Source organism: Lentilactobacillus fungorum, assembly GCF_016860605.1.
Lineage (GTDB): Bacteria > Bacillota > Bacilli > Lactobacillales > Lactobacillaceae > Lentilactobacillus > Lentilactobacillus fungorum.
Genome location: NZ_BNJR01000016.1, coordinates 343,488 through 367,279, shown reverse-complemented (window position 1 = coordinate 367,279; position 23,792 = coordinate 343,488). Strand labels below are relative to the sequence as shown.

Genomic DNA, 23,792 nt, shown 5'->3' with positions numbered 1-23,792 from the left:
GTTCTCCTAGTCTTGTTCACCAACAAAATATAAGTGCGCATCTTGACGCAAATTATACAATAATTTATTGACGTACATACTTAGCTGACGCCAGTATGCGTAATCCTTTCGATTCTGTTCATTAGTTGGGTCATTAATCACTCGAGCGAAGTCCACTGCTTCTGGCAACATGGGATTTTGATCAACGGTGCTGCCAATTACCTGTTGATGTTGATTCTCATCGATGTAAGTAATCTTTCTCAACTCACCCGCATCATCAATTGAAATGAGGTCTTTAAGCCCATAAATTTCGGAAGTCATATATGAATTTGAAACCTTCGAAAAATTAAGCGTAACCGTATATTCTGGATAGCTTAAAATCGCAGTCCCTTTACCATCGACTCCGGTTCTAACCAGTTGTGGGAAATAAGCGACCTCTTGTGGCATTCCAAACAGCGCTACTGCATCATAAACTGTATAAACACCGAGGTCTTGAAGCGCACCGCCGGCATATTTAAGTGAGAAAACGTTCGGCTCCTCACCAGCTAACACGTTATCATAGCGAGAAGAATACTTGGAATACGTAAACTCAGCACCTTGTAGCGTTTGCATTTGAGCAAGCTTACTTTCAATTGCGTGAAAATTCGCCGTATGAATATTGCGGGCACCTTCAAAGTAAAGAACGTCAGGATGGTCGTCGAGTAATTCTTGAATCTGAGCCATTTGTTTTTGGTTACTAAATGCCGGCTTTTCAACGATCACATTTTTGCCATGTAAGATAGCCATCTTAGCCTGATCAAAATGTAAGCTGTTGGGTGACGCAATATAAACTGTATCAAAATTGCCGTTATCAAAGAATGCATCCAAATCAGTAAAATATTCTTTAGCATCATTCTTATCAGCAAAGGCTTTTGCCGTTTGTTCATGTCGTGAGTAAATGCTTGTTAAGTCATATACCTTCGATAATTTAACGGCCTCAACGAACTGCTGCGTAATCCAGTTTGTGCCGATTGTCCCTAACTTTATCATTTTATCCACCTCTTCTTAATTAAATTGTAACAAGGTTTTAACGCAATGAAAACGAATTTCAGCAAGTCTGTTATAATAATCGGTTATAATTCTAAATGAATACAAACTAGGGGATGGTTGACCATGCGGAAAAGAAGCGTTCTGCTGTTTTTAATCTCATTAGTTCTGGGCCTCTTTCATACCCCCAGAGCTTCGAGAAAGCAGCTGCCAAAAGTTGATCCAAGATTTTTTGTTGGCAGCTGGCATTTCAAAGATCGGCGGGATCGGGATCATAAAATTGTGATCGATCCGGACTTAAGACTGACAATTGATAATCATGATATGTCAGCAAAAGTCTCGTCAATTACAAGATATGAGCTATCATACATCGATAAGTACGGCTATAAGCTCGAAATTCGGGGGAACGAAGCTAGGCCGGTCAAATTCTATGATGAGTCCGAGAATTGCACTTACGACTTGCTTGATCTTAACTGATTTGGTAATTAGCAGCAACTTGCATCCTTTTTGATCAAGTTGCTTTTTTTGTGAATTTAAATTGTTGATTTTGCAAAATATATCTTTAACTACCGAAATGGGCAAAACCAAGCAGAAAGCTGCACCCGACCTACTCCAGCCAGAAATCCAAACCTGGGATTTCTGTTCTCGGCTACTTGGCCGAAACGGGCAAAACCAAGCAGAAAGCTGCACCTAACCCACTCCAGCCAGAAATCCAAACCCGGGATTTCTGTTCTCGGCTACTTGGCCGAAACGGGCAAAACCAAGCAGAAAGCTGCACCTGACCTACTCCAGCCAGAAATCCAAACCCGGGATTTCTGTTCTCGGCTACTTGGCCGAAACGTGCAAAACCAAGCAGAAAGCTGCACCTAACCTACTCCAGCCAGAAATCCAAACCCGGGATTTCTGGCTGGAGTAGGTTAGGCTCCGCTTTCTAAACGCTTGGTTTTGCACTCTCTAATCCAAATACCGATGCCACTTCACCCGATCGCCATTAAAAACCGACATCGGCAAGAAGACAATTTGTTTATCCAACTTGAAATCCTGTTTTTGGGTTACCTGAATGAAAGTGGCATCACCATTTGGCGTCCCCAAGGGGGCATCTGTTGGCCAGAATTGGCGTTTAGCTGTCGCTTGGAAGTGGAGATGATCCAATATACTACGGGATGCTGAAATGACTATCGGCCGCTTGTAATAGCTGTGTAGTCGCTTGATAAGTACGGTTAAATCGTGCCGTACTGATTTCCAATGCACATTATCTTCACCATAAGTACCATAATATTGAACCGTCACACAAATTGGCAGACTACCCGTATTATCCTGAACAGTTCGGACAAAGTTCTTAAATTGAGCAGTCGGTGAACTCGTGAAGCTAAAGTAATGATACACCCCAATTGGCAATTGGGAACCCTGACTGCGTTCAAAATTACTTTGAAAGCTGTCGTCGGTATACGTCGCCCCCTGCGTCGCTTTTAAATAAACAAAGCTAATGCCATCATTTTTTAAACTTTCAAAATCAATGTACCCGTTTGTCTGATTGATACTAACCCCTTTGATGGGATATTTTGACAACTGTTGTTTTTCGTGCCAGCGCGCAATAAATAAGCCTAAAATGACAATCAAAATTAACAAAAAAATGCCGAACACGACCTTCTTGGTTGTTTGCCGCCGCCGGTACGTTTCAGCATATATTGGTTGAATGTCTCTACGCTTCATAAAATGATCATCTCAGTTAACGCCGCTAAATTAGCTGCGGGTACTTTCAATAATATTTTGAACATTTTGAATAGTGTCTTCCGTTGCTGGGCCCATTCTAACCGTGGCCATCATGAATAACGTGTCCACTACGGTCATCTGGGCAATCAAAGAATACATCCCTTCTGATCGATAATTGGACTCATCACTTGAAGATACAAACGTAATGTCACTGTGATTAGCCAAGGGGGAATCTGGATAGCCGGTAATGCCGATCACCGGCACTTTTCGCTGCTTAAGCGTCTCTGCAATTTTTAACGTTTGCCGATTCTTCCCTGAGTGAGAAACCACAATTGCGCAATCATCTTCACTCAATTTTACAGCTTGCATCAGCTGAACGTCAAAGTCTGGATAATAAAAACAATCGATCGAGGTTCGCAAAAATTTGTGATAGCCGTCTAAGGCAATTACGGATGAACCGCCTAAGCCAAACAATCCCAGTCGTCTGCAGTGAATAATACGCAGCACCGCCCGGGCAAAATCATTCTCGTCAATCCCCTCCCGCGTGTCTCGAATCGCTCGTTGAGAACTGGTGAAGATCTTATCAGCAATGGTTGAGAGTGAATCATTCGCATCAATATCTTTAAAAATTGGTAAATTTTGCGGTCGCAGCTGGGTATAAGCCAACGAAAGTGTAAATTCTCGAAAATTACCGTATCCTAGTGTCTTAACCAACCGAGAGACCGAGGCAGTCGAGGTTTCCGTTACCGTCGCTAAGTCTTCAATATTGGCCTCAGAAGCAGCTTGCGGATTATCAATCACGTAACGGGCAATTTTTTTATTGGTTCTGCTTAAATCATCAAATGATTGTTTTAATAGTTGAACTGGCGAGCTCATCGTGATCACCTTTCATTTTTAGACTATTTTTTAAACTATATCGACAACTTGAAAAGAAATAAAAACTATTTGTAAATATTTTACATCAAAATAGTTGCGTTGTGAAATTGTTTTCCATATAATGGCATGGTGGCGCTTTCGTCTCTCTAATTTGAGAGACACATTGTTTGAAGTATCGCGGCGAAAATGCTAAGTTTAGTGCGAGGTGGTACCGGATTCAAGACCTTCTAATTATGCTTTTAATGAGGCTTCCGCTATTATTCTATCCTAAACTTGGCCCATCTAAAACCGTTTTTCCTCATTATTAAGAAAGGGAGTTATCAATAATGGATTACACACTAGGAGTCGACATCGGCACAACCAGTGTCAAAACCGTACTTTATGACGTTCATGGCAAGGTTTTTGGCTATTCAAACGACGGCTACCCACTTTATCAAGATACACCGGATATGGCTGAAGAAGATCCAGAAGAAATCTTTTCGGCAATGTCAGATGGGATTACTGAGATTCTTCGGAAAGCTAATTTGAACCCAGAAGAATTAAAGGGCGTTGCTTTTTCTTGTGCCATGCATAGTCTCATCCTTTTAGATGAAAATCACAAGCCCCTCACTCGAGCAATTACTTGGGGCGATAATCGGGCGGTCAAATATGCCGACGACCTAAAACATCGCCCGGAAGGAATGGAAATCTATCAGCATACCGGAACGCCAATTCATCCAATGACGCCGCTCACCAAATTAATTTGGCTTCGAAACGATCATCCGGATTTGTTTAAAAAAGCGCGCTGGTTTGTTGGCATCAAAGAATACATCCTCTACAAACTCTTTGGCGTCTTAAAGGAAGATTATTCCATCGCCAACGCTACTGGCATGTTCAACATTTACAATCTGGATTGGGACGAACAGGCGTTAAAAGTCGCTGGGGTCACTCGCGATCAGCTTCCTGAATTAGTCGACACGACTTATCAATTGAGAGGGATGCATGAAGAATACGCCAAGGTTTTAGGAATTGACATCGATACACCATTTATCATTGGTGCATCAGACGGACCGCTTGCCAATCTCGGGGTTAATGCCATCCAGCCTGGCGTCGTGGCCGTTACAATCGGAACATCCGGTGCCGTTCGGGTTGTCACCGATAAGCCTAAAACTGATCCAAAAGCCCGGGTATTCTGTTATTACCTAGCTAAGAATATGTGGGTAGTCGGTGGCCCTGTTAATAATGGTGGTGTCGTCTTTCGGTGGGTTAGAGATCAACTCTGTGCCCCAGAAAAAGTAACTGCTGAACAGATGCACATCGATCCATATGACCTGCTAACTGAGATTGCGGCTAAAATTCCGGCTGGTTCGGATGGGTTGCTTTTCTTCCCATTCCTAGGCGGCGAGCGAGCACCTATCTGGGACGCAAACGCCCGGGGCTCATTCTTCGGCTTAAACCGGACCCATACGAGAGCTCACATGATTCGAGCCGTTTTGGAAGGCATTGTTTATAACCTCTATACTGTTATGTTGGCCCTAGAAGAAGTTGTGGGTCAACCAAAGAGCATTCAAGCAAGCGGCGGCTTTGCCAGATCCGCTCTTTGGCGCCAAATGTTGACAGATATTTTTGAGCAAGACGTTGCCATCCCAGAGAGCTTTGAAAGTACTGCCCTTGGTGCTGCCACGCTCGGGATGTATAGCCTCGGCTTAATCGACAGTCTTGATGATGTTTCAAACTTTGTCGGTACAACCGTCGTTCATCATCCGGATCCGAAGAACTTCACTGCCTATCGAGAACTTATTCCAATTTATATTCGACTTAGCCGCTCATTGGAACCTGAATACAAAAACATTGCGGATTATCAGCGCCGTCATGAGCACGAAGATGCCGATGCCACCAAAAAAGAATAATGGTGCCAACGGGCAACTGTAGGCTTGCTTATCGCTTTTTGAGCACTTTGCGTCGCCCAGGTTAATGAAAGGGGAAAATTATGTTACTAAAATTACTAGCACTTTTAATCGGGATTATTATTTTGCTAGTCCTGATTATTAGGTTTAAAATCAATACGTTCGTTTCGCTGGTCCTAACTGCCGTCATTACAGCGGTTATGTTAGGAATGCCGCTTGGAAACGTTGCGACATCTGTTTCAAATGGGATTGGTAGCCAACTTGGCGAATTATCGATGGTCTTTGGTTTTGGGGCCATGCTTGGCCGGCTGGTTTCTGATTCCGGTGGGGCCTATATTATTGCCGAAACGTTAATCAAACGGTTTGGTAAAGCTCGGCTACAAATTGCCGTCATGGTAGCTTCCTTCATCCTAGGAATTGCATTATTCTTTGAAGTTGGGATGGTTTTGTTAGTCCCAATCGTCTTTGCAATCGCCGTTGAAGCCGGTGTGCCAATTCTTTATCTTGGGATTCCAATGGCCGCTGCTTTATCAGTAACCCACGGATTTTTGCCACCTCACCCAGCACCAGTTGCCATTGCCCAAGTCTTGGGGGCTAACGATGGCAAAGTTCTCTTATTTGGTTTCTTCATCGCAATTATTGCCGCTTACATTGCTGGGCCACTCTTTTCAAAATTAGCCAGAAAATATGCGCCAGCTGCCTTTGAACGAAAAGGTAATTTGTCGTCTATCGGTGAAGTTAAAGAATTCACTCCAGAAGAATCACCTTCGTTTGGCCTTTCCGTTTTAACCGCCTTATTCCCTGTTATCTTATTAGCTATTTCAACGATTTATAAAATGACGGTTAACGGTGGGGTTGATCCTAAGCACCCAAACTTGCTGGATTCAATCGTTGCTTTCATCGGTTCACCAAGTATTGCAATGTTAATTTCACTTTTCTTTGCAATGTATACAATGGGTTGGGCCCGCAAGCGGACAACTGCCCAAATTATGGAATCATTGGAAAATGCCGTTAAGTCAATTGCCATGCTGCTATTAGTTATTGGTGGCGGCGGTGCATTCAAGCAGGTCCTCATCGACGGTGGGGTTGGTAAAGCAGTTGCTCAATTGTTCTTAGGGTCATCAATTTCACCACTGATCCTTGGCTGGTTGGTTGCCGTTGTTTTACGAATTGCACTTGGTTCAGCTACCGTTGCCTCATTAACCGCTGCCGGAATTGTAGCACCGTTAATGACGCAGGCCGGCGTTGACCCAGCACTCATGGTTTTGGCAATTGGGGCTGGTTCCTTAGCCGCTTCTCACGTTAACGATGCTGGCTTTTGGATGTTTAGAGAATATTTCGATTTGACAGTTAAGCAAACTTTGCAGACTTGGACGGTTCTTGAATCAGTTATTTCCGTTGTCGGAATTGTCATGGTCATGGGATTAGATTTATTATTCCATTAATTTAAATCAATATTAGCGTTCTTAAAAAACGTGGTTGGGCCATTGAAGTTGGTTCCCGCCACGTTTTTTGGCCGTTTAGGCAATCAAAAGCTTACTGGCCATCAACTCGGTCATCCTTTTAAGCAATTAATTACCGGCATCTCCGTATTTATCAAAATCAAACTGGCTGACCACTTCTTAGATAATTGGTGTACAATTGGTGCCAAATATAAGGAGGATTTCTGTCATGTTTCACTACTCAAAGTCGCGGCTCGTCGGTATCTCTGATGGCATCTTTGCTGTTGTTTTGACGATTATGGTGCTAGACATCCAATCACCCGTCAGTGAATCTACGGGATCGATGACTGAGTTGTTTAAACATTTAATCATCTACTTCATCAGTTTTGGGATTGTGTCCCAATACTGGGTTTTTCATCAGGAATTACTGAGCGGCATCAAAAAGGCGACCCCCATGCTGACCATTACAAATCTTTATTACCTGTGCTTTATTAGTTTGACACCATTTGCCACCGCTTGGCTCAATAATAGTTTTCTCAGTCGAAACAGCGCGGTGGCCTATTCAGTCGTTATCATTTTGGTTAATATCACTCAGGCATTGATGTTTACGGAAGTCAGCCAATTAGCTGCCCGAGATGGTATTAAACTGTCTCCTCACGATCGCGAAGAGAAACGTTCAGCCGATGTCATGCTTGGGGTTAGTGTTCTTTATTTAATCGTTGCTTACTTAGTCCCCCACTACTTTCTGGTCGTTATCGTGATCGGCCTGGCGCTACGGACAACCGTAACTCAGCTTAACCGGCTAAAATCGAAATCATGATCCTTATTAACTCATGCGTTTAACGCAGGGCTACTTAATCAATATCAGTTAACTTTTAAGGAGGCATGGTCAGCTTGAAAAAAGCTTTTTCAATGATTGGTATGTACATATTGAGTTTGATTTACTTTTTTATCGTCTTCTTTTTTAGTCACCTATCCAAAACCTATTCATTAGATTTGGCGTTCACCAACTTTGACTATGGCAATCTTGTTAACGGTCTCGTCTTTTTCCCAGTCACGGCTTACTGGCTTAAAAGGATTTTTCAAAAAACACGTGATCAAGCTCATCAATCCCATAGCGCCTTAAATCGAGGCGCTGACAATTCGTCATACTTTCTTGCAGTAGCGGCTAGTGATGCCACCGTGCTAATCCCTGGTGGCTTTGATTCAGTTATTTTCAAACTCATGGCTAAATTTGCTGCCAACTTAATCATTTACTTACTTTCGGTCCCTTTATTTGGTTTACTGTTACTTTCCAAGGTGTTTAATTGGCAGCTAGCTGAACGGCTCATCAAGGCATTTCAACGTTATCATTACCACTCAGAAATGGTGCATTCAAAGTTTGTCATCCAAACATCATTTCAAGGATTAAGCAGGTTACTTCACAGTGGTCACTCAGGATTAGTTTTTATCGGCAGTCCAACTGATGTGACGAGCCGGCTGATTGCGACACGGCTACTTTATGCTTTAAAGGTAAATAGCGTCAAAATTCATTATTTTGAGATTGCGCAATTAACTGCCACTCCTTACGAACCAGCATTAAGGGCCGCTGGGGTCACAGTCTTGCCAACATTGGGCCGAATTAACCACGATGGCACCATCACGGCACTTGATGCTGGTCACTTAGAAAGCGCCATTCGGCTATGGAGTCAACAAGGCCGTTAGCTTCACTCATTATTTTCTCGCGATGTATTATTTCAAAAGGCGTGATCATCATTGACATATCGATGATGATCACGCCTTTTCTTTTATCCTCTCTGGTCAATCGAGGCTTACATGCTAGTTGGTTCCCTATCCCAGATCCGAAGCCGATCAGCCACCAAATAAGCTGCGATGGCTTTGAGGGTGTCTCCTGAGATGAACGCCAGATTCGTCGCTAAGGCGCCAATGAGTGAAATTGGTGTTATCGCCCATAACCACAGCGCTCCTAAAACATCTACAAATAAGACGCCAAACAGCCAAATGATCGTTAAGCGCTGAAAACGCCGGTTTACAAATGACAAATTAAGCCCATAGCCCATCACCCACGGCGTTAATAACCACCCCAACAAGTAACCGCCAGTTGGCCCAATGAATACGGCTGGTCCTGCTTGACCACCACTTAAAACCGGCAGCCCTAACAAGGCAAGCCCTAAAAACATTAAAATGGCTAAAGTTCCCTTTTTCGGCCCCAAGATTAGCGCAGCTAACATAATCCCCAAATTCTGCATCACAATTGGAACTGGAATTATGCCAAGCGGCAGCGGTGGAATGAGTCCTAAAATAATGATCACGGCGGTGATTAGCGCTGTCTGAACAATTTCTCGAATTTTCATTAAATTATCTCCAATTACTGGTTAATTAATAACGTCGAAGTGGTTAACCATTAAACTAAGAGAACAGTTTTATCCTTGATACCTGTTCTCCGGTAAATAGACCTTCGTTACTTCACCACTGGCCATGGTAATCAACTGGCCATCAGCCAACATCATTACCAGTGCGCCTTCGTTGTTAAAATGATCCGCGATGCCAGTGTAGACGCGATTTCCCATCACAACTTTAACCTTTTTACCTAAAATCTCTGATAATTCAGCATATTCTGGCAAAAAATTGCCTGTTTGATACGTTTGATACATATAGAAAAAGTTATCAATAATTCGGGCAACAATCTTATTTCGATCTACTTGGCTGTGCTCAACAATTGATCCAGCTTTGTGACTAATTGCCGCCGGAAACCCGTTGGAATCAATATTGAGACCAATGCCAATAATCACATTTTCATGGGAACCATCTTCTAAACTCGCGGTCGTTTCAGTCAGAATTCCGCCACACTTCTTATCATGCGCCAAAATATCATTGACCCACTTTACCCGAAAATCAACGTGGGGAAAAAACTGCTTAAGCGATCGGATTACGCACACGGCCGTCCCCGTCGTAATTAAGCCGGAATGAATCGATTGTCTGGTTTGAATTGGAATCAATAAGCTCATATAAATGCCTGTGTTACTCGGTGAATAAAACCGCCGACCCAATCGCCCCCGACCTTTGGTTTGCGTATCCGTCAAAAAAAGTTGCGGTTTAAAGACGGTTCTTTCAGTGCTATATTGCTTGGCATAATCATTGGTTGACGTCAACTTATCAAAAACGTGAATTTTCACGGGATAGCTAGTGACTCGGTAATGAACGATCACCTGAGGATCAAAGCAATGCGACTTTTGATAACAATACCCCAAACCTTTTTTAGTCTCAATGATATGACCATTTTGCTCAAGCTTTAAGATATTATGGTAAACTGCTGGTCGACTAATATTGAAGCGCTTGGCTAATTCATTGCCTGAAACATAACGATTTTCAGCTGCCAGCAGCGCCTGTAGAATTTGTGATTGATGATCCGCCATATTACTCCCTCATTATCATAACCAAATAACCAACTAAAGCCGTTGTCTTAAATAAGGTGGACCCCTTTGTCAACGTAAACAACGTCACCAGTCATCCCAGTTGACAAATCACTCATTAAGAAGGCCGCCACATTACCAATTTCTGCCGTTGTGACACTCTTTTGATCAACCGTTCGTGATTCTGATTCTTTCAGCAATTCACCATGGTGCTTAATGCCCGTCACTGCCAGGGTTTTAACCGCACCAGCAGAAATGGCGTTCACCCGCACACCGGCTTCACCCAGGTCAGAAGCTAAGTAACGAACGTTAGCTTCCAAAGCTGCTTTGGCAACACCCATCATATTGTAATTAGGAATTGCCCGTGTCGAGCCAAAGTAAGTTAACGTCAAAATACTTGCCGGATTATTGAGAACTGGTTGTGCATATCTGGCAACTGAGATCAAAGAGTAAGCACTAATATTTTGTGCTAAGTCATAACCCTCTTTAGTAGTATGAACCAAGCCTGAAGTCAGGGTCTCTTTATCAGCATACGCAATTGCGTGAATCACACCATCGATCTTCCCATACTGATCACCAATTTTTGCAAATGCTTCTTTGACATTATCATCTTCAGAAACATCGCACTCAATTAAGTCTAAATTATCGGGTACGAACCGTTCCAGGCTCTTTTTGATCCGATCATTTTGATACGTCAAAATAACTTTGGCGCCTTGATTCAAGATTGCTTGGGTACATCCCCACGCAATACTTCGTTTATTCGCAACCCCCATGATTACGATTGTTTTGCCATCTAAAAAGCCGCTCATTTTTTGGCCTCCAAATTCTTCTCTATTAAAAATTTCTAAATCGTCTTTGTCGCTGTTCAATTAATTGATCAACTGGTAATTTCCCTAATTCGGCAAATTCGGCAGCCAAAAAGTCGCGCAAGTTGCTTAATTCCTCACCGGGCTTATATTCATGAATAATCTTATTAATAATACCATCTTTAAGTAAACTTTCCGGTGTGAGACCAAGTTCTTCGGCAGCTTGTTGCACTTTAGCCGAATCTTTCCACATAATGCTGGCATAGCCTTCAGGAGATAGTATCGAATAGATACTATCCTCAAACATAAAGACCCGGTCACCGCACGCTAACGCAAGCGCGCCCCCGCTGCCACCTTCACCAACAATGATACTGATATAAGGTACCTTGAGCTGCATCCCCTGGATAATACACTGAGCGACCGCAGAACCCTGGCCATGATATTCAGAATCAACATCCGGCCAAGCGCCTGGGGTATTAATAAGTGCCAAGATAGGCCGCCCAAACTTTTCTGCCTGTTTCATCAAACGTAACGCCTTACGATATCCTTGCGGCGTTGGGCTACCAAAATGACGGTCAATATTTTCGTCGGTATCGTTTCCCTTTTGAATCCCAACGACCGTAATTGGTTGGTCATTTAACAGGCCAATTCCTCCAATTAGCGCATGGTCATCTGCTTCAAGCCGATCACCGTGACATTCAAAGAAATCCGTTGTCAGGCCGTGAATTAATTCAGCTGTTGAAATTTTGTCTTTACTGCGGGCGCCGACAACACGTTGGTAAGCTGTTTTATTTGTCATAAGCATTCTCCTTCGTATGTAGGCGCAGGATTTTTGCTAAAGTTTGCTTCATTTCAGCTCGGGCGACAATTTGGTCAATGAAGCCATGTTGCATCACAACTTCGGCACTTTGAAAATCCTTGGGTGGCTTTTGCATAATCGTTTGTTCAATGACCCGCCGGCCAGCAAAGCCAACCAGTGCATAAGGTTCAGCCAAAATGATATCCCCCTGCATTGCAAAGCTGGCCGTTACCCCGCCGGTAGTTGGATCACATAACACGACAACGTACAGTAAGCCAGCTTGACTATGAGCAGCTACGGCATTTGAAATTTTGGCCATCTGCATTAGCGAATTAAGGCCTTCTTGCATCCGGGCACCGCCAGAAGCGGTAAACATCACCACTGGCAGCCGCTTTCTAGTCGCCATTTCAAATAACCGGGTGATCTTTTCGCCAGTCGCACTTCCCAAGCTACCCATAATCCAAAACGGATCCATGACACCAACGGCTAGCTGTTGTTTGCCAAGCATCGCCGTACCGGTAAGCACACTTTCGTTTAGTCCCGTGATCTTTTTGGCTTTGGCAATTTTAGCCCGATATTTGGGGTCAGTATAACGTTCTGGTACCGTTACGGTTTGATCCATCTCAGTAAATTTGTCAAACGTTATTTTAACCCGCCGTTTAGCCATTAGCCGAAACCCATAACCACATTTGGGGCAGATGTTATTTCGCCCAGCCCTAACTGACAAGAACTTGTAGTGGCAATGTGGACATTCCTTTAATACATGATCAGGAATGGCATCCATTCGCTTAACTAGCTCATCATGGCTAGGCATCTTAAACCGACTCTGCAGCATGGAAATCCTCCTTTTCAGCTAACACAGCATTTTCAATGAAGCTGGTTGAATAGTTTCCGGTCCGAAAAGCTTCCGTCCCAATCAAATACTTCAAAAAGGCCTGGTTAGTGACCACACCGTTGATTTCTAATTCTCCCAAGAGCCGCTTCATTTTAGCAATCACTGCCTCCCGATCATTCAAATGAACAATTAATTTGGCGATCATCGAATCATAAAACGGTGAAATAAAGCTTCCTTGAGCAACCCCGGAATCAATTCGTACCCCAAGCGATCCAGCCGGAAAAAATAAGTGATTAATCCGCCCAGGTTGTGGCGCAAAATGATGACGGGGGTCTTCGGCATTTAACCGGCACTCAAGCGCATGACCCTTTACGGTTGCGTCTGCCTGGGTAAACGGTAATGGCTGATGGTTAGCTACCAGCAATTGCGCCTTTACCAGTTCGATGCCGGTCACTTCCTCGGTGATTGTGTGTTCAACCTGCAGGCGAGTATTCATTTCCATAAAGTAAAAGTGGTGATCCTCGCCCATCAAGAATTCATAAGTCCCCGTGTTGGTATAACCTAATTGCAGCGTCGCCTTAGCCACAATTTCCCCCAACTTTTTTCGTTCAGTGGGTGAAATTAAGACGCACGGGCTTTCTTCAATAACCTTTTGATGATTTCGTTGTAGCGAACAATCACGCTCCGGTAAGTAAACGGCGTGATTAAAATCGTCTGCGACCACTTGCATTTCCACGTGTTTGGCATTTCGGATGAGCTTTTCAACGTAAACGTCGTCGTCATCATAAGAAACTTGAGCTTCCCGCTGAGTTTGCTCAAACGCGCTCTGCAGATCCTGTGGGCGATCAACTTCTCGAATCCCTTTACCGCCACCGCCAGCTGCCGACTTTAATAGAACTGGAAAACCAATTCTTTCGGCAACCTCCTTGGCTTGCGTGACCGTCTTAACGACGCCTTCACTACCAGGAATGACTGGCACGCCTGCATTTTTCATTGCTCGGCGGGCGTTAGCTTTGTCGCCCATCAACGAAATCAAATCGTGGCTTGGCCCAATAAATTTAATATGACAAGTTTCGCAGAGTTCAGCAAATTCAGCGTTCTCTGATAAAAACCCGTAACCGGGGTGAATAGCCTCACAACCGGTTAAGTTGGCCGCACTAATAATTTGAGCCATGTTCAAATAAGAATCACTTGGCTGTGGTCCACCAATGCAAATCGCCTCATCAGCTAAGTGAACAAATAGACTGTTCTTATCAGCACTGGAATAAACGGCGACCGCAGTAATCCCCATATCATGCAGGGCTCGAATGATTTGAACCGCAATCTCACCTCGGTTAGCTACCAATACCTTTTTAAACATTTGCTCACCTCTATCATTCAACCGCAAATATCAAGTCAGCTTCACAAATCGATTGGCCATCCCGGCGAATCGTTCCGTGCCCTAACCCGATATTTCGCTTCAACTTTTTCATGACCACTTTAAATTCAAGCTTGTCACCAGGCTTAAAATCTGCTTGGAAAACCGCATTTTTGATTCCGCCGAAGAAGACATTTTTACCTTTGTTTTCCGGTATGGACAAAATGGCTGCTACCCCAGTTTGGGCCATGGCTTCAATCATAATCGGCCGGGGAACGACCAATTGTTTGGCCGATTGGTTCGCAAAGAACCACTCGTTAACTGAAATCAGCTTAATTGCGGACGCTGAAATTCCCGGCTCAACATCCACAAACCGATCGATCATTTCAAAGGGATAGCGTTGTGGAATCACATCATTAACTGCTGGTTTCATTTAATTACCCCTTTGTCACTTGAAAAATAGGTTGATCGTATTCGACCATGCTGCCATCTTCAACTAACACGTTGGCGATGGTGCCGGTCACGTCACTTTTAACTTCATTAATCATTTTCATCGCTTCAATTACACAGACAACTTCGCCCTTTTCAACGTGATCACCCTGTTTCTTAAAGACCGGCTTATCTGGACTTGGCGCAAAATAAACGACGCCAACTAAGGGGGCTTTAATTTCAACCACGTTGTTGTCAACAGGCGCTTGAGCTTCACCACTGTCTTTTAGACTCGCTTGTTTTGTTTCGTGAGCTTGCGGCTGTTCAAGACTCGGCGCTGGTTGCGCGGCGACAACCTTGTCTGCTTGCTCCCGCTTACTAAGTGACAGCTTAAAGTTGTCTTGCGTTAATTCAAAGTCTTTAAGCGATGATTGATCAAATTTATCTAACAACCGTTCAATTTCTTTTTCATCCATCTTTAATCACATCCCTTAAATGCAATGACTGCGTTGTGGCCTCCAAAACCAAAGGAATTACTGATGGCGACATTAACTGGTGCTTGCTTGTTTTCATCGTTAACCAACTCAATATCACATTCGTCGTCTTGATTAACAACCCCAACATTCACTGGCATTTGGTTGTGCTGAATAGCGCCAATCGTTGCCACTGCTTCAATTGCGCCGGCAGCTCCTAAAGCATGGCCAGTCATGCCTTTTGTGCTGCTGACTTTGACATGGTCATTTTTGGCAAACACTTGCTTAATCGCTTTGGATTCGGCACTATCGTTGGCATGCGTACTTGTTCCATGAGCGTTAATATAATCTACTTGGGTTTCGTCAACCCCAGCTTCATCAATCGCCTGCTGCATTGCCCGCATCGCTCCTTTACCTTCTGGATCAGGTGCGGTCATATGATAGGCATCACTCGTCGTGCCATAACCAACAATTTCAGCCAAAATATTGGCGCCACGAGCCTTGGCATGATCGTAATCTTCTAAAATCACCGTTCCTGAACCTTCGCCCATCACAAAACCATTTCGATCCCGGTCAAATGGAATTGAAGCCCGCATTGGATCTTCGGTCTTAGAAAGTGCGGTTAAAGCCGCAAAACCGGCAATCCCAATTTCGTTCACTGAAGCTTCAGTGCCTCCAGCGATGATTGCTTTGGCCTTGCCCTGTTTGATATATTCAAAGGCATTGCCAATTGCGTTAGTCCCAGATGAACAAGCCGTCACAATTCCTTGACTCGTATTTCTGGCATTGAAGGCAATTGAAATATTGCCGGCAGCCATGTTAATAATGGAGTCTGGTACGAATAAAGGCGACACCCGTTTAGGACTCTTATCATGCATCTTGATGACTTGTTCTTGAATTGTTGTCAAACCACCAATTCCAGAACCATAGATGACTCCCAAATCTTCTGGATCAATTGAATCCTCAGATAAGCCAGCCATTTCCATTGCTTCTTTGGCACTGTACAAGGCATATGTACAGAACAAATCATTTCGTTTGGCAAACTTCTTATCGACCCGTTTTAAGGGATCAAAATCTTTCACTTCGCCAGCAACGGTAATCCCAGTTGGGGTTGCATCAAACTTGGTAATCGGATTGATCCCAACCTTCGAGGCAAACAAGTTTTTTAAGAAGCTATCGATATCATTTCCAATTGGGGATACAATCCCCATTCCGGTAATTACTACTCTGCTCATTCATTTACTCCTTCAATCATTCTTAAGCCAACTCTACGCACCAAGATTGCAGGACAAGCACCTCCGAAAAAATCCCAAACCTGAGTATCTTTCGAGGGGGCTTACATTCCAACAGCCATAAAATGCCTGCCCGATTTGGCAATCCGTAATTACTCGGTTACACACCGCTTTAGATGGTTAAACCGCCATCAACCGTGACAACTTGGCCGGTAATATAGTGATTGTGCACTAAAAAAGCGACGGTATCCGCAACTTCATCAGGCTGTCCAAATCGCTTCAATGGGATTTGGTCGGTAAACTCTTTTTGCCTACGCTCACTCATCTTACCAGTCATATCAGTCGCAATCATACCAGGGGCAACGGCATTACAACGAATGCCACGCAACGCCCCTTCACGGGCAGCCGTCTTGGTTAACCCCACTAAGCCAGCCTTGCTAGCTGAGTAGTTTGCTTGGCCAAGATTGCCGTGAAGACCTGAAATACTCGAGATATTTACAATGGCACCGGTACGGGCTTTTTGCATGACTTTCATGGCGAATTTGGTCATATTAAACGCGCCCACTAGGTTTGTGTCAATGACCGCCTTAAAATCTGCTAACTTCAAGCGACTTAACAATTTATCTCTAGTAATGCCAGCGTTATTCACCAATACGTCAATCCGACCATATTTTTCAACAACATCGTTGATCATCTTTTCAGCATCAGTTTCGTTACTAACGTCACCTACCAGATTATCAAATTCAAATCCCTGGGCTGCATATTCCTGCTTTTCGGTATCGGTTAATTCATGGTGACTGTTAATAACCACGGTCATCCCATCGTTTGAAAGCCGTTTGGCAATTGCTAAGCCGATTCCCTTAGCCGCACCCGTTACCAATGCAACCTGTTTGTTATCACTCATCATTTCACCAACTTCATTTTTGCTCTAAAATCATTTAAAGTGTCAAGACTGTCAATATGGAAAACTGCCTCGCTACCAACCGCTTTTTTCGCAAACTTCATGAGGGTATCGCCAGGCCCCAGTTCCACAAAAGTCGTTGCCGACAACTTGATCAGTTGCTGCAAGCAATCATAAAAGTGGGTTGGGTTGACCAACTGATCCACTAACGTTTGCTTGAGGTTAGCCACCTCAAACGGCTGCGCGGTCGTATTGCTGACAACTGGAAACTTCAGTGGTGAGATGGAAACGTCCTTGATCCGGTTGGCTAATTGATCAGCCGCCGTTTGCATAAATGGGGTATGAGAGGCCACTGACATTTTAAGTGGTACCACCCGCTTAATCCCGTGCTCATGCAAATACTCGGTGGCTGCCTGCAGGCCTGCTGGTGATCCGCCAATTACAATTTGAGAATCTGTATTGTAATTAGCTGGATAAATTTCACCTTGTTGAGCACCAACCTCAATGGCTTGGTGAACTAAAGTTGAATTGGCTTTTAAGACTGCCGCCATTTTGCCTGGATGGTCCATTCCCGCCTTTGCCATATAGTGACTACGATCTTGAACCAATCGCAGTGCTTCGGCAAACTCTAGTCCGCCGGCCGCAACCAAAGCGCTGTATTCACCCAAGCTTAAGCCCGTAGCACCAATTGGCTTCAGGCCATCTGCCGTAAGAATTCGATCGATCCCAGTACTCATCGCAACGATCGCTGTTTGGGTATTGTTAGGGTCATCAAAGACATCGGTAGCACTCATATCCATGTTTAAAGCTTCGGAAGCCTCATCAATTGCTTGCCGGTACTTAGGTTCTTGTTGATACAAGTCTTGGCCCATGTTTGCAAATTGTTTGCCTTGCCCACTAAATAAATAGCCTAATTTCAAGATATCGACCTACTTATCAGCGGTTTGCTTGATCACATAATCAACAAGTTCGCCAACTGTCTCCATGCCTTCATCCGTTTCAATTTCAATATCGTAAGTATCTTCAATTTTATCGATCACTTCAAAGATGTCCAAACTATCTAAGTCTAAGTCGTTCTTAAAATTAGTGTCTTCTTTAATTTTGTCAGCATCAACATCCAATTGGTCCACGATAATTTCTTTTACCTTGTTAAATACTTCTTCTTTAGTCATTGTTAATTTCCTCCAAATTTTCATTTAAATATCTTATTAGGTGATATATTATTTTGATCTAATCATTAATATTTTAAAATCATTGTTCCGACAGTTAACCCGCCGCCAAAGCCAGATAGTGCGATGACATCCCCCCTTTTAATGAGCTTTTGCTTCACTAATTCCGCCAATAAAATTGGTTCGCTAGCGGCGGCAGTATTGCCGTATTCGTCGATATTCATCGGAAACTTCGCCATGGAAACGTTTAATTCTCTGGCAATCCGTTCGACAATCCGACGATTTGCTTGGTGCAAAATAAAATGATCAACTTCTTTTGCAGACAGATTTGCCTGCTTCAAAGCACCGTTAATTGATTTTGGTACGTTGTTAACCGCAAATTGATAAACTCTTCGCCCATTCATTTTAAAGAACGGCGAAAGGGCGGTTTGATCAGCGGCGAACGGCGAAGGTGCCCCGGTTTGGCCCGCCGTTAGGTACTGTCCCAAGTTCCCCAGCGTCCTCAATTGCTCTGAAACAAAGGAACCAGCGTCAGGGGTGTTACTAATGAGAACACCGCCAGCCCCATCACCAAATAAAACAGCCGTGGAACGGTCTTGCCAATCAATGAGTTTACTAAGAGTCTCGCCGCCAATTAAAATAGCATTTTTCTTCTGGTTTGCAATTAACAACTGCTTAACCAGGTGCATCCCATAAACGAACCCGGAACAGGCGGCATCAATATCAAAGGCCACCGCATTATCAGCTTGAAGGGCCCCTTGAACCATCGCACTGGTCGATGGCGTTAAATAATCCGGTGACATCGTTGCCACGACAATCAAATCAATGTCGTTGGCAGCCAGGCCACTTTGTTTAAGTAATTGCGTCGCGACTTTCAAACAAAGTGAACTAGTGGTTTCAGTCACCGCAATGTGGCGCCGCTTAATGCCAGTTCGCTGCGTAATCCACTCATCTGATGTGTCCATCATGGTTGCCAGCTCATCATTATCAACAATGCGCTTTGGAGAAGCGCTGGCCGTTGCCACAATTTTAAATCCTTCAAATTTCATCTAGCCGAAACCTCACCAATAAAATCTTCTACGTTAATCAACGCCTGCTTCATCTTTTTGATATCCGCACCGTCAAACCCTTTAAGACATTGCTCAACTAACTTTCGATGAAATGCATAATGGGCTCGGTAAAGCAATCGTCCTTTACTGGTTAACATTAAGTTGATAATTCGCCGATCCTTTTGATTTGTCATCCGAGAAATATACCCTTTACGCTCTAAATTGTTCAAGTTGGCCGTCAAAGTCCCCTTACTTAATCTGAGAATTCGGGCAACTTCGGACGTCGTCTTATGATCATGGAGGCCGATTGTGTGGACCAAATGAAGCTCTTTTGCAGTGATGTCCTTAAAACGACTCTTCTTGATTTCACTTTCTTCGATTCGCATGATCTGATCATAAATATCTACCAAGGCGTCGCTGATGAAGTTATAGTCTTCTTTAATTTCATCACTTATTGCATTCATTCATTAATTCTCCCACTCGCTGGCGCTCACTAGATTTTCTTCTTAGGATCAGGAACAATAAATGTCAACTCAGCAGAGCACGCAACCTTGTCATCAACTTTTGCTTCACACTTAACCTTACCCATGTTGTCACGTTGCTTTTCCATGTTAACATGCAACTTCAAAACATCTCCAGGGCGGACAACCTTTCGAAACTTAGCGTCATCAATCGCCCCAAGATAGGCTGTTTTACCATGATACTTTTCAGTTTTCAAAATCAAGATTGAAGCTGCTTGGGCGAGCGATTCTATAATTAACACGCCAGGCATTACCGGATTGCCAGGAAAATGGCCCTGGAAAAATTCTTCGTTAATTGTGACATTTTTCGTACAAACGATTGATTCACCAGGATTTAATTCATCCACTTTATCCATAAAAAGAATTGGGTAACGGTTTGGAATTAATTCCATAATTTCGGTTGCATCTAATACACTCATTGGTTTCTTCCTTTCAGTTACAGACATCCGCGCTCGATAGTCAGTAATTAGTTTGAAATTCAAACTAATTACTGACAACGACTTCATAAAAACGAGCGTCATTGGCACTAATTTTTGAACACCACACATCATAACCCAATTTAGTTTGATTTTCAAACTATTCTGGTTAACGCCATGCCGATAAACGTCATTGTACACGCATCAGTTTAACCCGTAAAGATTTTTTTGATGAATCATCTTAAACAGTCCTCGCCAATCCGCAAGCAACTAGCAAAAAGCACCCCCAAAAAATAACCACATTTTAGGGGTGCTTAATTTTTCAATTACTGCTTACATCGCCTAATCATTAAACGGTTAAATAGACGAGTTACTGCTTGATTACTCAATTGTTTCATAAATCAGTGTCGGCGCTTGAGCGGCATCTGAAATCTCAATGTTGTCATACAATAATTTTTGAATATCTTCAACGTTCTTTCGATTACTATAAATTGTCAAAAGCGCATCACCGGCTTGCACGCTGTCACCAATCTTTTTACGCAAAACAATGCCAACTGAGTAATCTAACTTGTCATCAGCCTTTTGGCGGCCACCGCCAAGTAGCATACTTGCAATCCCAACTTCATCAGCAACGATTTTAGAAACTACCCCGGATTGTTTGGCCGGCAAATCAATCCGGTAAGTTGCCTGTGGCAATACCCCCTTCGGATCGTCGACAACCTTGGGGTCACCACCTTGATCTTGTACCATTGCTTTAAAGCTTGCTAATGCCTTACCATTATGAATCACTTCTAGGCATTGTGCTTGGCCTTGCTCAGTTGTTTTGGCTTTGCCGCCCATGACAGCCATATAGCCACCAATTGTGACGATCAATTTTTCAAGATCGGCGGGGCCTTTGCCCTTCAACAACGCAATCGATTCTTCAATCTCAAGGGCATTCCCAATCGCGTTGCCAAGCGGCTGATTCATATCAGTGATGAGGGCCATACACTGCATCCCCACGTCTTTGCCAATATCAACCAAAGCTTTGGCTAGCGCCCGTGAATCTGCTAGCGTTTTCATAAATGCGCCAGCACCGGTTTTAACGTCAATCACCAACGCATCGGTTCCAGAAGCAATTTTCTTGCTCATAATTGACCCGGCAATCAAGGGAATCGAATCAACCGTATCAGTTACGTCTCTTAGTGCATAAATTTTTTTATCAGCCGGAGCAATGTTGCCAGTTGCCCCGATGATAGCTAACTTATCCTTTTTTACCTGATTAATAAAATCCTGTTCGCTAATCTCAACTTGATAACCGGGAATTGCTTCAAGCTTATCAAGTGTGCCGCCGGTGTGTCCCAACCCGCGACCAGAAATCATCGGCACTGGAATTCCCAACGCGGCAACGACTGCTGCTAATGGAATGCTGGTTTTATCGCCAACACCGCCAGTTGAATGTTTATCAACTTTAACCCCCGGAATCCCACTCAAATCAAGATGATCGCCAGATGCCATCATCTTCATTGTTAACGTCGACTGTTCTTCTTTAGTCATCCCTTGAAAGAAGATCGCCATTAACAAGGCACTCGTTTGATAATCAGGAATATCACCAGAAACGACGCCATCCACAAAATATTGAATTTGTTCGTCACTTAGCGCCTCTCCCGACCGTTTTGTGTGAATAATGTCAACCATACGCATTGCAAATGCCCCTCTCTTAAAAGCTGCTTCCTTAACCGATACCGCATTTCAACCTAATCCATTTCACTGATAATCCAATAATAATTGCGCTAAACTTTGATCCACAATCGCACAATTAGCATACTTAGCTTTTAAAACTGCGTGTACGCCCGCCACTTTACGATTACCAACAGCGACCAAGATTGCATGTTGCTTTTTTCTTAAGTCGTCAAGCTGAATGCCAATGGTTCGATCATCAATTTGCTTACTAACAATGTGACCATTTCGATCAATAAACCGAGAAAACACGTCGCCAATTGCACTTTTTTGCAACTGAGCCTTTTCTTTTGGCGTAAAATAGCCTAGTTGGAAAACTAACGCTTCTGACCTGACCGTTCCGACCGTAAATAACGCAACATTAGCTTTTTTACCAAGATCTAAAATTCCTTTAATATGCCGATCACTTTCAACCATTTCTTTGGTTACTTGATTATCAAAAATGACTGGCAACGGTAAATACTCTGGCTGGGTGTGGTAAGCCCGGGCTAATTCATTCATACTTTCATACGCCCAAGTCTTTTCTTGAGAATGGCTGATACTTCCCTTTAACTGGACAACCTGAATACCAGCTGTATCTTGGACTTCAACTTGTTTAGTAACAGCATGGACTGTGTTTCCCCAACCAATTCCGATGATATCGCCAGCTCGAACAATCGACGTCAAATAATCGGCAGCATATTTACCAACACTATCGCCGATGGTTGTCATGCCACCATAATTGTTAGGTACGACGTGGCATTCAATGTCATACTTATCTTCAAGTTGATGGGCCAAAACTTTGGAATCGACTAATGGATTAATAATTTGAATTTTGACGAGACCATTTTCTTTGGCATATTGAATCAATCGCGAAACCGTCGGCCGTGAAACCCCTAGCTTTTTGGCGATCGCCAGTTGGCTCAAATTATCTTGAAAATACATCTCGGCAACTTGCAGGCTTTGTTCGAGCTTGATCACGTCTTTAATTTCGCTCATCATCCTTCTCCTCGCTATTAAGTGATCCTTGCAACTTGCCTTTTAATCACAGCCACTTATGCCATATTCTTAACCGCAGTCGCCAACGATAATCTGGCCATTTCATCAAAAGAAGTCTCTCGTTCTTTGGCTGACAAGGCTTCACCAGTTAACAGGTGATCGCTAACGGTTAAAATCGTGAGCGCGCGAATGTGATGCTTAGCGGCCAATAAATAAAGGCCCGAAGTTTCCATTTCAGTTGCCAAAACCCCATAGTCAATGAGTTTATGAATATCCAACTCATCGTTATAGAACCGATCGGCCGCAAAAATATTGCCAACTTTCGTTTTAATATTCATCTCTTGAGCCGTATGATAAGCAGAATCCAGCAAGCCAAAATCAGCAATCGGTGAGTAGTACATCCCGGGGCCAAAGGTATTTTGGATAATCGACGAATCCGTTGTGCCCGCCTGACCTAAAATCACATCACGGATTTTGACATCCGGGCTCATGCCACCACAACTGCCAACCCGATAGATCGTTTTAACGCCATATTCTTTAATTAACTCGGTCGTATAAATTGCTAATGATGGAATCCCCATGCCAGAGCCTTGAACAGAAATTCGTTTCCCCTTGTAGGTCCCCGTGTAGCCGAACATGTTTCGAACGTGACTATATTGAACTGGTTGGTCCAAATAAGTTTCAGCAATAAACTTTGCTCGCAGCGGATCGCCCGGCATCAAAACTGTATCAGCAATTTCGCCTGGTTTCGCACCAATATGTGTACTCATATG

At 43.6% G+C, this 23,792-nt stretch carries 26 protein-coding genes; 5 read left to right on the top strand and 21 right to left on the bottom strand.

The window, feature by feature from the left end:
* Positions 1–6: 6 nt before the first annotated feature.
* A complete protein-coding gene (locus tag YK48G_RS10735) occupies positions 7–1,008 on the bottom strand; it encodes a Gfo/Idh/MocA family protein (protein WP_203630694.1) in 1,002 nt (333 codons plus the stop codon).
* Positions 1,009–1,131: 123 nt separating this feature from the next.
* Between YK48G_RS10735 and YK48G_RS10730 the strand changes: the two genes are divergently transcribed.
* Positions 1,132–1,482 (top strand): DUF4828 domain-containing protein, encoded by a 351-nt coding sequence (locus YK48G_RS10730; protein ID WP_203630693.1) that lies wholly within the window; start codon positions 1,132–1,134, stop codon positions 1,480–1,482.
* Between the two features lie 477 nt (positions 1,483–1,959).
* On the opposite strand, the gene YK48G_RS10725 is transcribed toward YK48G_RS10730, so the two are convergent.
* Positions 1,960–2,718 carry a GH25 family lysozyme gene (locus tag YK48G_RS10725; RefSeq protein ID WP_203630692.1) on the bottom strand — a complete coding sequence of 253 codons (759 nt, stop codon included), beginning with the start codon at positions 2,716–2,718 and terminating at the stop codon, positions 1,960–1,962.
* 30 nt (positions 2,719–2,748) lie between these two features.
* Positions 2,749–3,594, bottom strand: a complete 846-nt coding sequence (locus YK48G_RS10720; protein ID WP_203630691.1) for a MurR/RpiR family transcriptional regulator — start codon at positions 3,592–3,594, stop codon at positions 2,749–2,751.
* A gap of 326 nt (positions 3,595–3,920) precedes the next feature.
* Here YK48G_RS10720 and gntK point away from each other — a divergent pair, with 326 nt between their 5' ends.
* From gntK to YK48G_RS10700, 4 genes are all read left to right on the top strand, one after another.
* Positions 3,921–5,483, top strand: a complete 1,563-nt coding sequence (gntK, locus tag YK48G_RS10715) for a gluconokinase (protein ID WP_203630690.1) — start codon at positions 3,921–3,923, stop codon at positions 5,481–5,483.
* A gap of 80 nt (positions 5,484–5,563) precedes the next feature.
* Positions 5,564–6,925: a gluconate:H+ symporter gene (locus tag YK48G_RS10710; RefSeq protein WP_203630689.1), complete on the top strand. Its 1,362-nt coding sequence runs from the start codon at positions 5,564–5,566 to the stop codon at positions 6,923–6,925.
* 226 nt (positions 6,926–7,151) lie between these two features.
* Positions 7,152–7,742 carry a TMEM175 family protein gene (locus tag YK48G_RS10705; RefSeq protein ID WP_203630688.1) on the top strand — a complete coding sequence of 197 codons (591 nt, stop codon included), beginning with the start codon at positions 7,152–7,154 and terminating at the stop codon, positions 7,740–7,742.
* Between the two features lie 74 nt (positions 7,743–7,816).
* Positions 7,817–8,626, top strand: coding sequence for a hypothetical protein (locus tag YK48G_RS10700; RefSeq protein ID WP_203630687.1), 810 nt, complete (start codon positions 7,817–7,819; stop codon positions 8,624–8,626).
* A gap of 107 nt (positions 8,627–8,733) precedes the next feature.
* Here the strand turns inward: YK48G_RS10700 and YK48G_RS10695 are convergent, their stop codons facing one another.
* From YK48G_RS10695 to deoD, 18 genes are all read right to left on the bottom strand, one after another.
* Positions 8,734–9,276, bottom strand: a complete 543-nt coding sequence (locus YK48G_RS10695) for a biotin transporter BioY (RefSeq protein WP_203630686.1) — start codon at positions 9,274–9,276, stop codon at positions 8,734–8,736.
* Positions 9,277–9,345: 69 nt separating this feature from the next.
* On the bottom strand, positions 9,346–10,338 hold the full coding sequence (locus YK48G_RS10690; RefSeq protein ID WP_203630685.1) for a biotin--[acetyl-CoA-carboxylase] ligase: 993 nt from the start codon (positions 10,336–10,338) through the stop codon (positions 9,346–9,348).
* Between the two features lie 47 nt (positions 10,339–10,385).
* Complete coding sequence (gene fabI / locus YK48G_RS10685) at positions 10,386–11,144, bottom strand: enoyl-ACP reductase FabI (RefSeq protein WP_203630684.1); 759 nt, start codon at positions 11,142–11,144, stop codon at positions 10,386–10,388.
* A 25-nt stretch (positions 11,145–11,169) separates the two neighbouring features.
* On the bottom strand, positions 11,170–11,940 hold the full coding sequence (accA, locus tag YK48G_RS10680; protein WP_203630683.1) for a carboxyltransferase subunit alpha: 771 nt from the start codon (positions 11,938–11,940) through the stop codon (positions 11,170–11,172).
* A complete protein-coding gene (locus YK48G_RS10675) occupies positions 11,930–12,775 on the bottom strand; it encodes an acetyl-CoA carboxylase carboxyltransferase subunit beta (protein ID WP_203630682.1) in 846 nt (281 codons plus the stop codon). The genes accA and YK48G_RS10675 overlap by 11 nt, the downstream gene beginning before the upstream one ends.
* Positions 12,756–14,135, bottom strand: a complete 1,380-nt coding sequence (locus YK48G_RS10670) for an acetyl-CoA carboxylase biotin carboxylase subunit (protein ID WP_203630681.1) — start codon at positions 14,133–14,135, stop codon at positions 12,756–12,758. Before YK48G_RS10670 ends, YK48G_RS10675 begins: the two co-directional genes overlap by 20 nt.
* A gap of 13 nt (positions 14,136–14,148) precedes the next feature.
* Positions 14,149–14,565, bottom strand: coding sequence for a 3-hydroxyacyl-ACP dehydratase FabZ family protein (locus YK48G_RS10665; RefSeq protein WP_203630680.1), 417 nt, complete (start codon positions 14,563–14,565; stop codon positions 14,149–14,151).
* 4 nt (positions 14,566–14,569) lie between these two features.
* Entirely contained in the window at positions 14,570–15,037 is a 468-nt protein-coding gene (gene accB, locus YK48G_RS10660) for an acetyl-CoA carboxylase biotin carboxyl carrier protein (protein WP_203630679.1), read from the bottom strand.
* Between the two features lie 2 nt (positions 15,038–15,039).
* Complete coding sequence (gene fabF, locus YK48G_RS10655) at positions 15,040–16,269, bottom strand: beta-ketoacyl-ACP synthase II (protein WP_203630678.1); 1,230 nt, start codon at positions 16,267–16,269, stop codon at positions 15,040–15,042.
* A gap of 169 nt (positions 16,270–16,438) precedes the next feature.
* On the bottom strand, positions 16,439–17,170 hold the full coding sequence (gene fabG, locus YK48G_RS10650) for a 3-oxoacyl-[acyl-carrier-protein] reductase (RefSeq protein ID WP_203630730.1): 732 nt from the start codon (positions 17,168–17,170) through the stop codon (positions 16,439–16,441).
* Entirely contained in the window at positions 17,170–18,087 is a 918-nt protein-coding gene (locus YK48G_RS10645) for an ACP S-malonyltransferase (protein WP_203630677.1), read from the bottom strand. Before YK48G_RS10645 ends, fabG begins: the two co-directional genes overlap by 1 nt.
* 9 nt (positions 18,088–18,096) lie before the next feature.
* Positions 18,097–18,339 (bottom strand): acyl carrier protein, encoded by a 243-nt coding sequence (locus tag YK48G_RS10640; RefSeq protein ID WP_203630676.1) that lies wholly within the window; start codon positions 18,337–18,339, stop codon positions 18,097–18,099.
* A 65-nt stretch (positions 18,340–18,404) separates the two neighbouring features.
* A complete protein-coding gene (locus YK48G_RS10635; protein ID WP_203630675.1) occupies positions 18,405–19,385 on the bottom strand; it encodes a beta-ketoacyl-ACP synthase III in 981 nt (326 codons plus the stop codon).
* On the bottom strand, positions 19,382–19,849 hold the full coding sequence (locus tag YK48G_RS10630; RefSeq protein WP_203630674.1) for a MarR family winged helix-turn-helix transcriptional regulator: 468 nt from the start codon (positions 19,847–19,849) through the stop codon (positions 19,382–19,384). The genes YK48G_RS10635 and YK48G_RS10630 overlap by 4 nt, the downstream gene beginning before the upstream one ends.
* Before the next feature lie 29 nt (positions 19,850–19,878).
* Complete coding sequence (gene fabZ, locus YK48G_RS10625; protein WP_203630673.1) at positions 19,879–20,325, bottom strand: 3-hydroxyacyl-ACP dehydratase FabZ; 447 nt, start codon at positions 20,323–20,325, stop codon at positions 19,879–19,881.
* A gap of 378 nt (positions 20,326–20,703) precedes the next feature.
* Positions 20,704–22,005, bottom strand: coding sequence for a pyrimidine-nucleoside phosphorylase (locus YK48G_RS10620; RefSeq protein ID WP_203630672.1), 1,302 nt, complete (start codon positions 22,003–22,005; stop codon positions 20,704–20,706).
* Positions 22,006–22,068: 63 nt separating this feature from the next.
* Entirely contained in the window at positions 22,069–23,019 is a 951-nt protein-coding gene (locus tag YK48G_RS10615) for a sugar-binding transcriptional regulator (protein WP_203630671.1), read from the bottom strand.
* 56 nt (positions 23,020–23,075) lie between these two features.
* Complete coding sequence (gene deoD, locus YK48G_RS10610; RefSeq protein WP_203630670.1) at positions 23,076–23,789, bottom strand: purine-nucleoside phosphorylase; 714 nt, start codon at positions 23,787–23,789, stop codon at positions 23,076–23,078.
* Between the last annotated feature and the right edge of the window lie 3 nt (positions 23,790–23,792).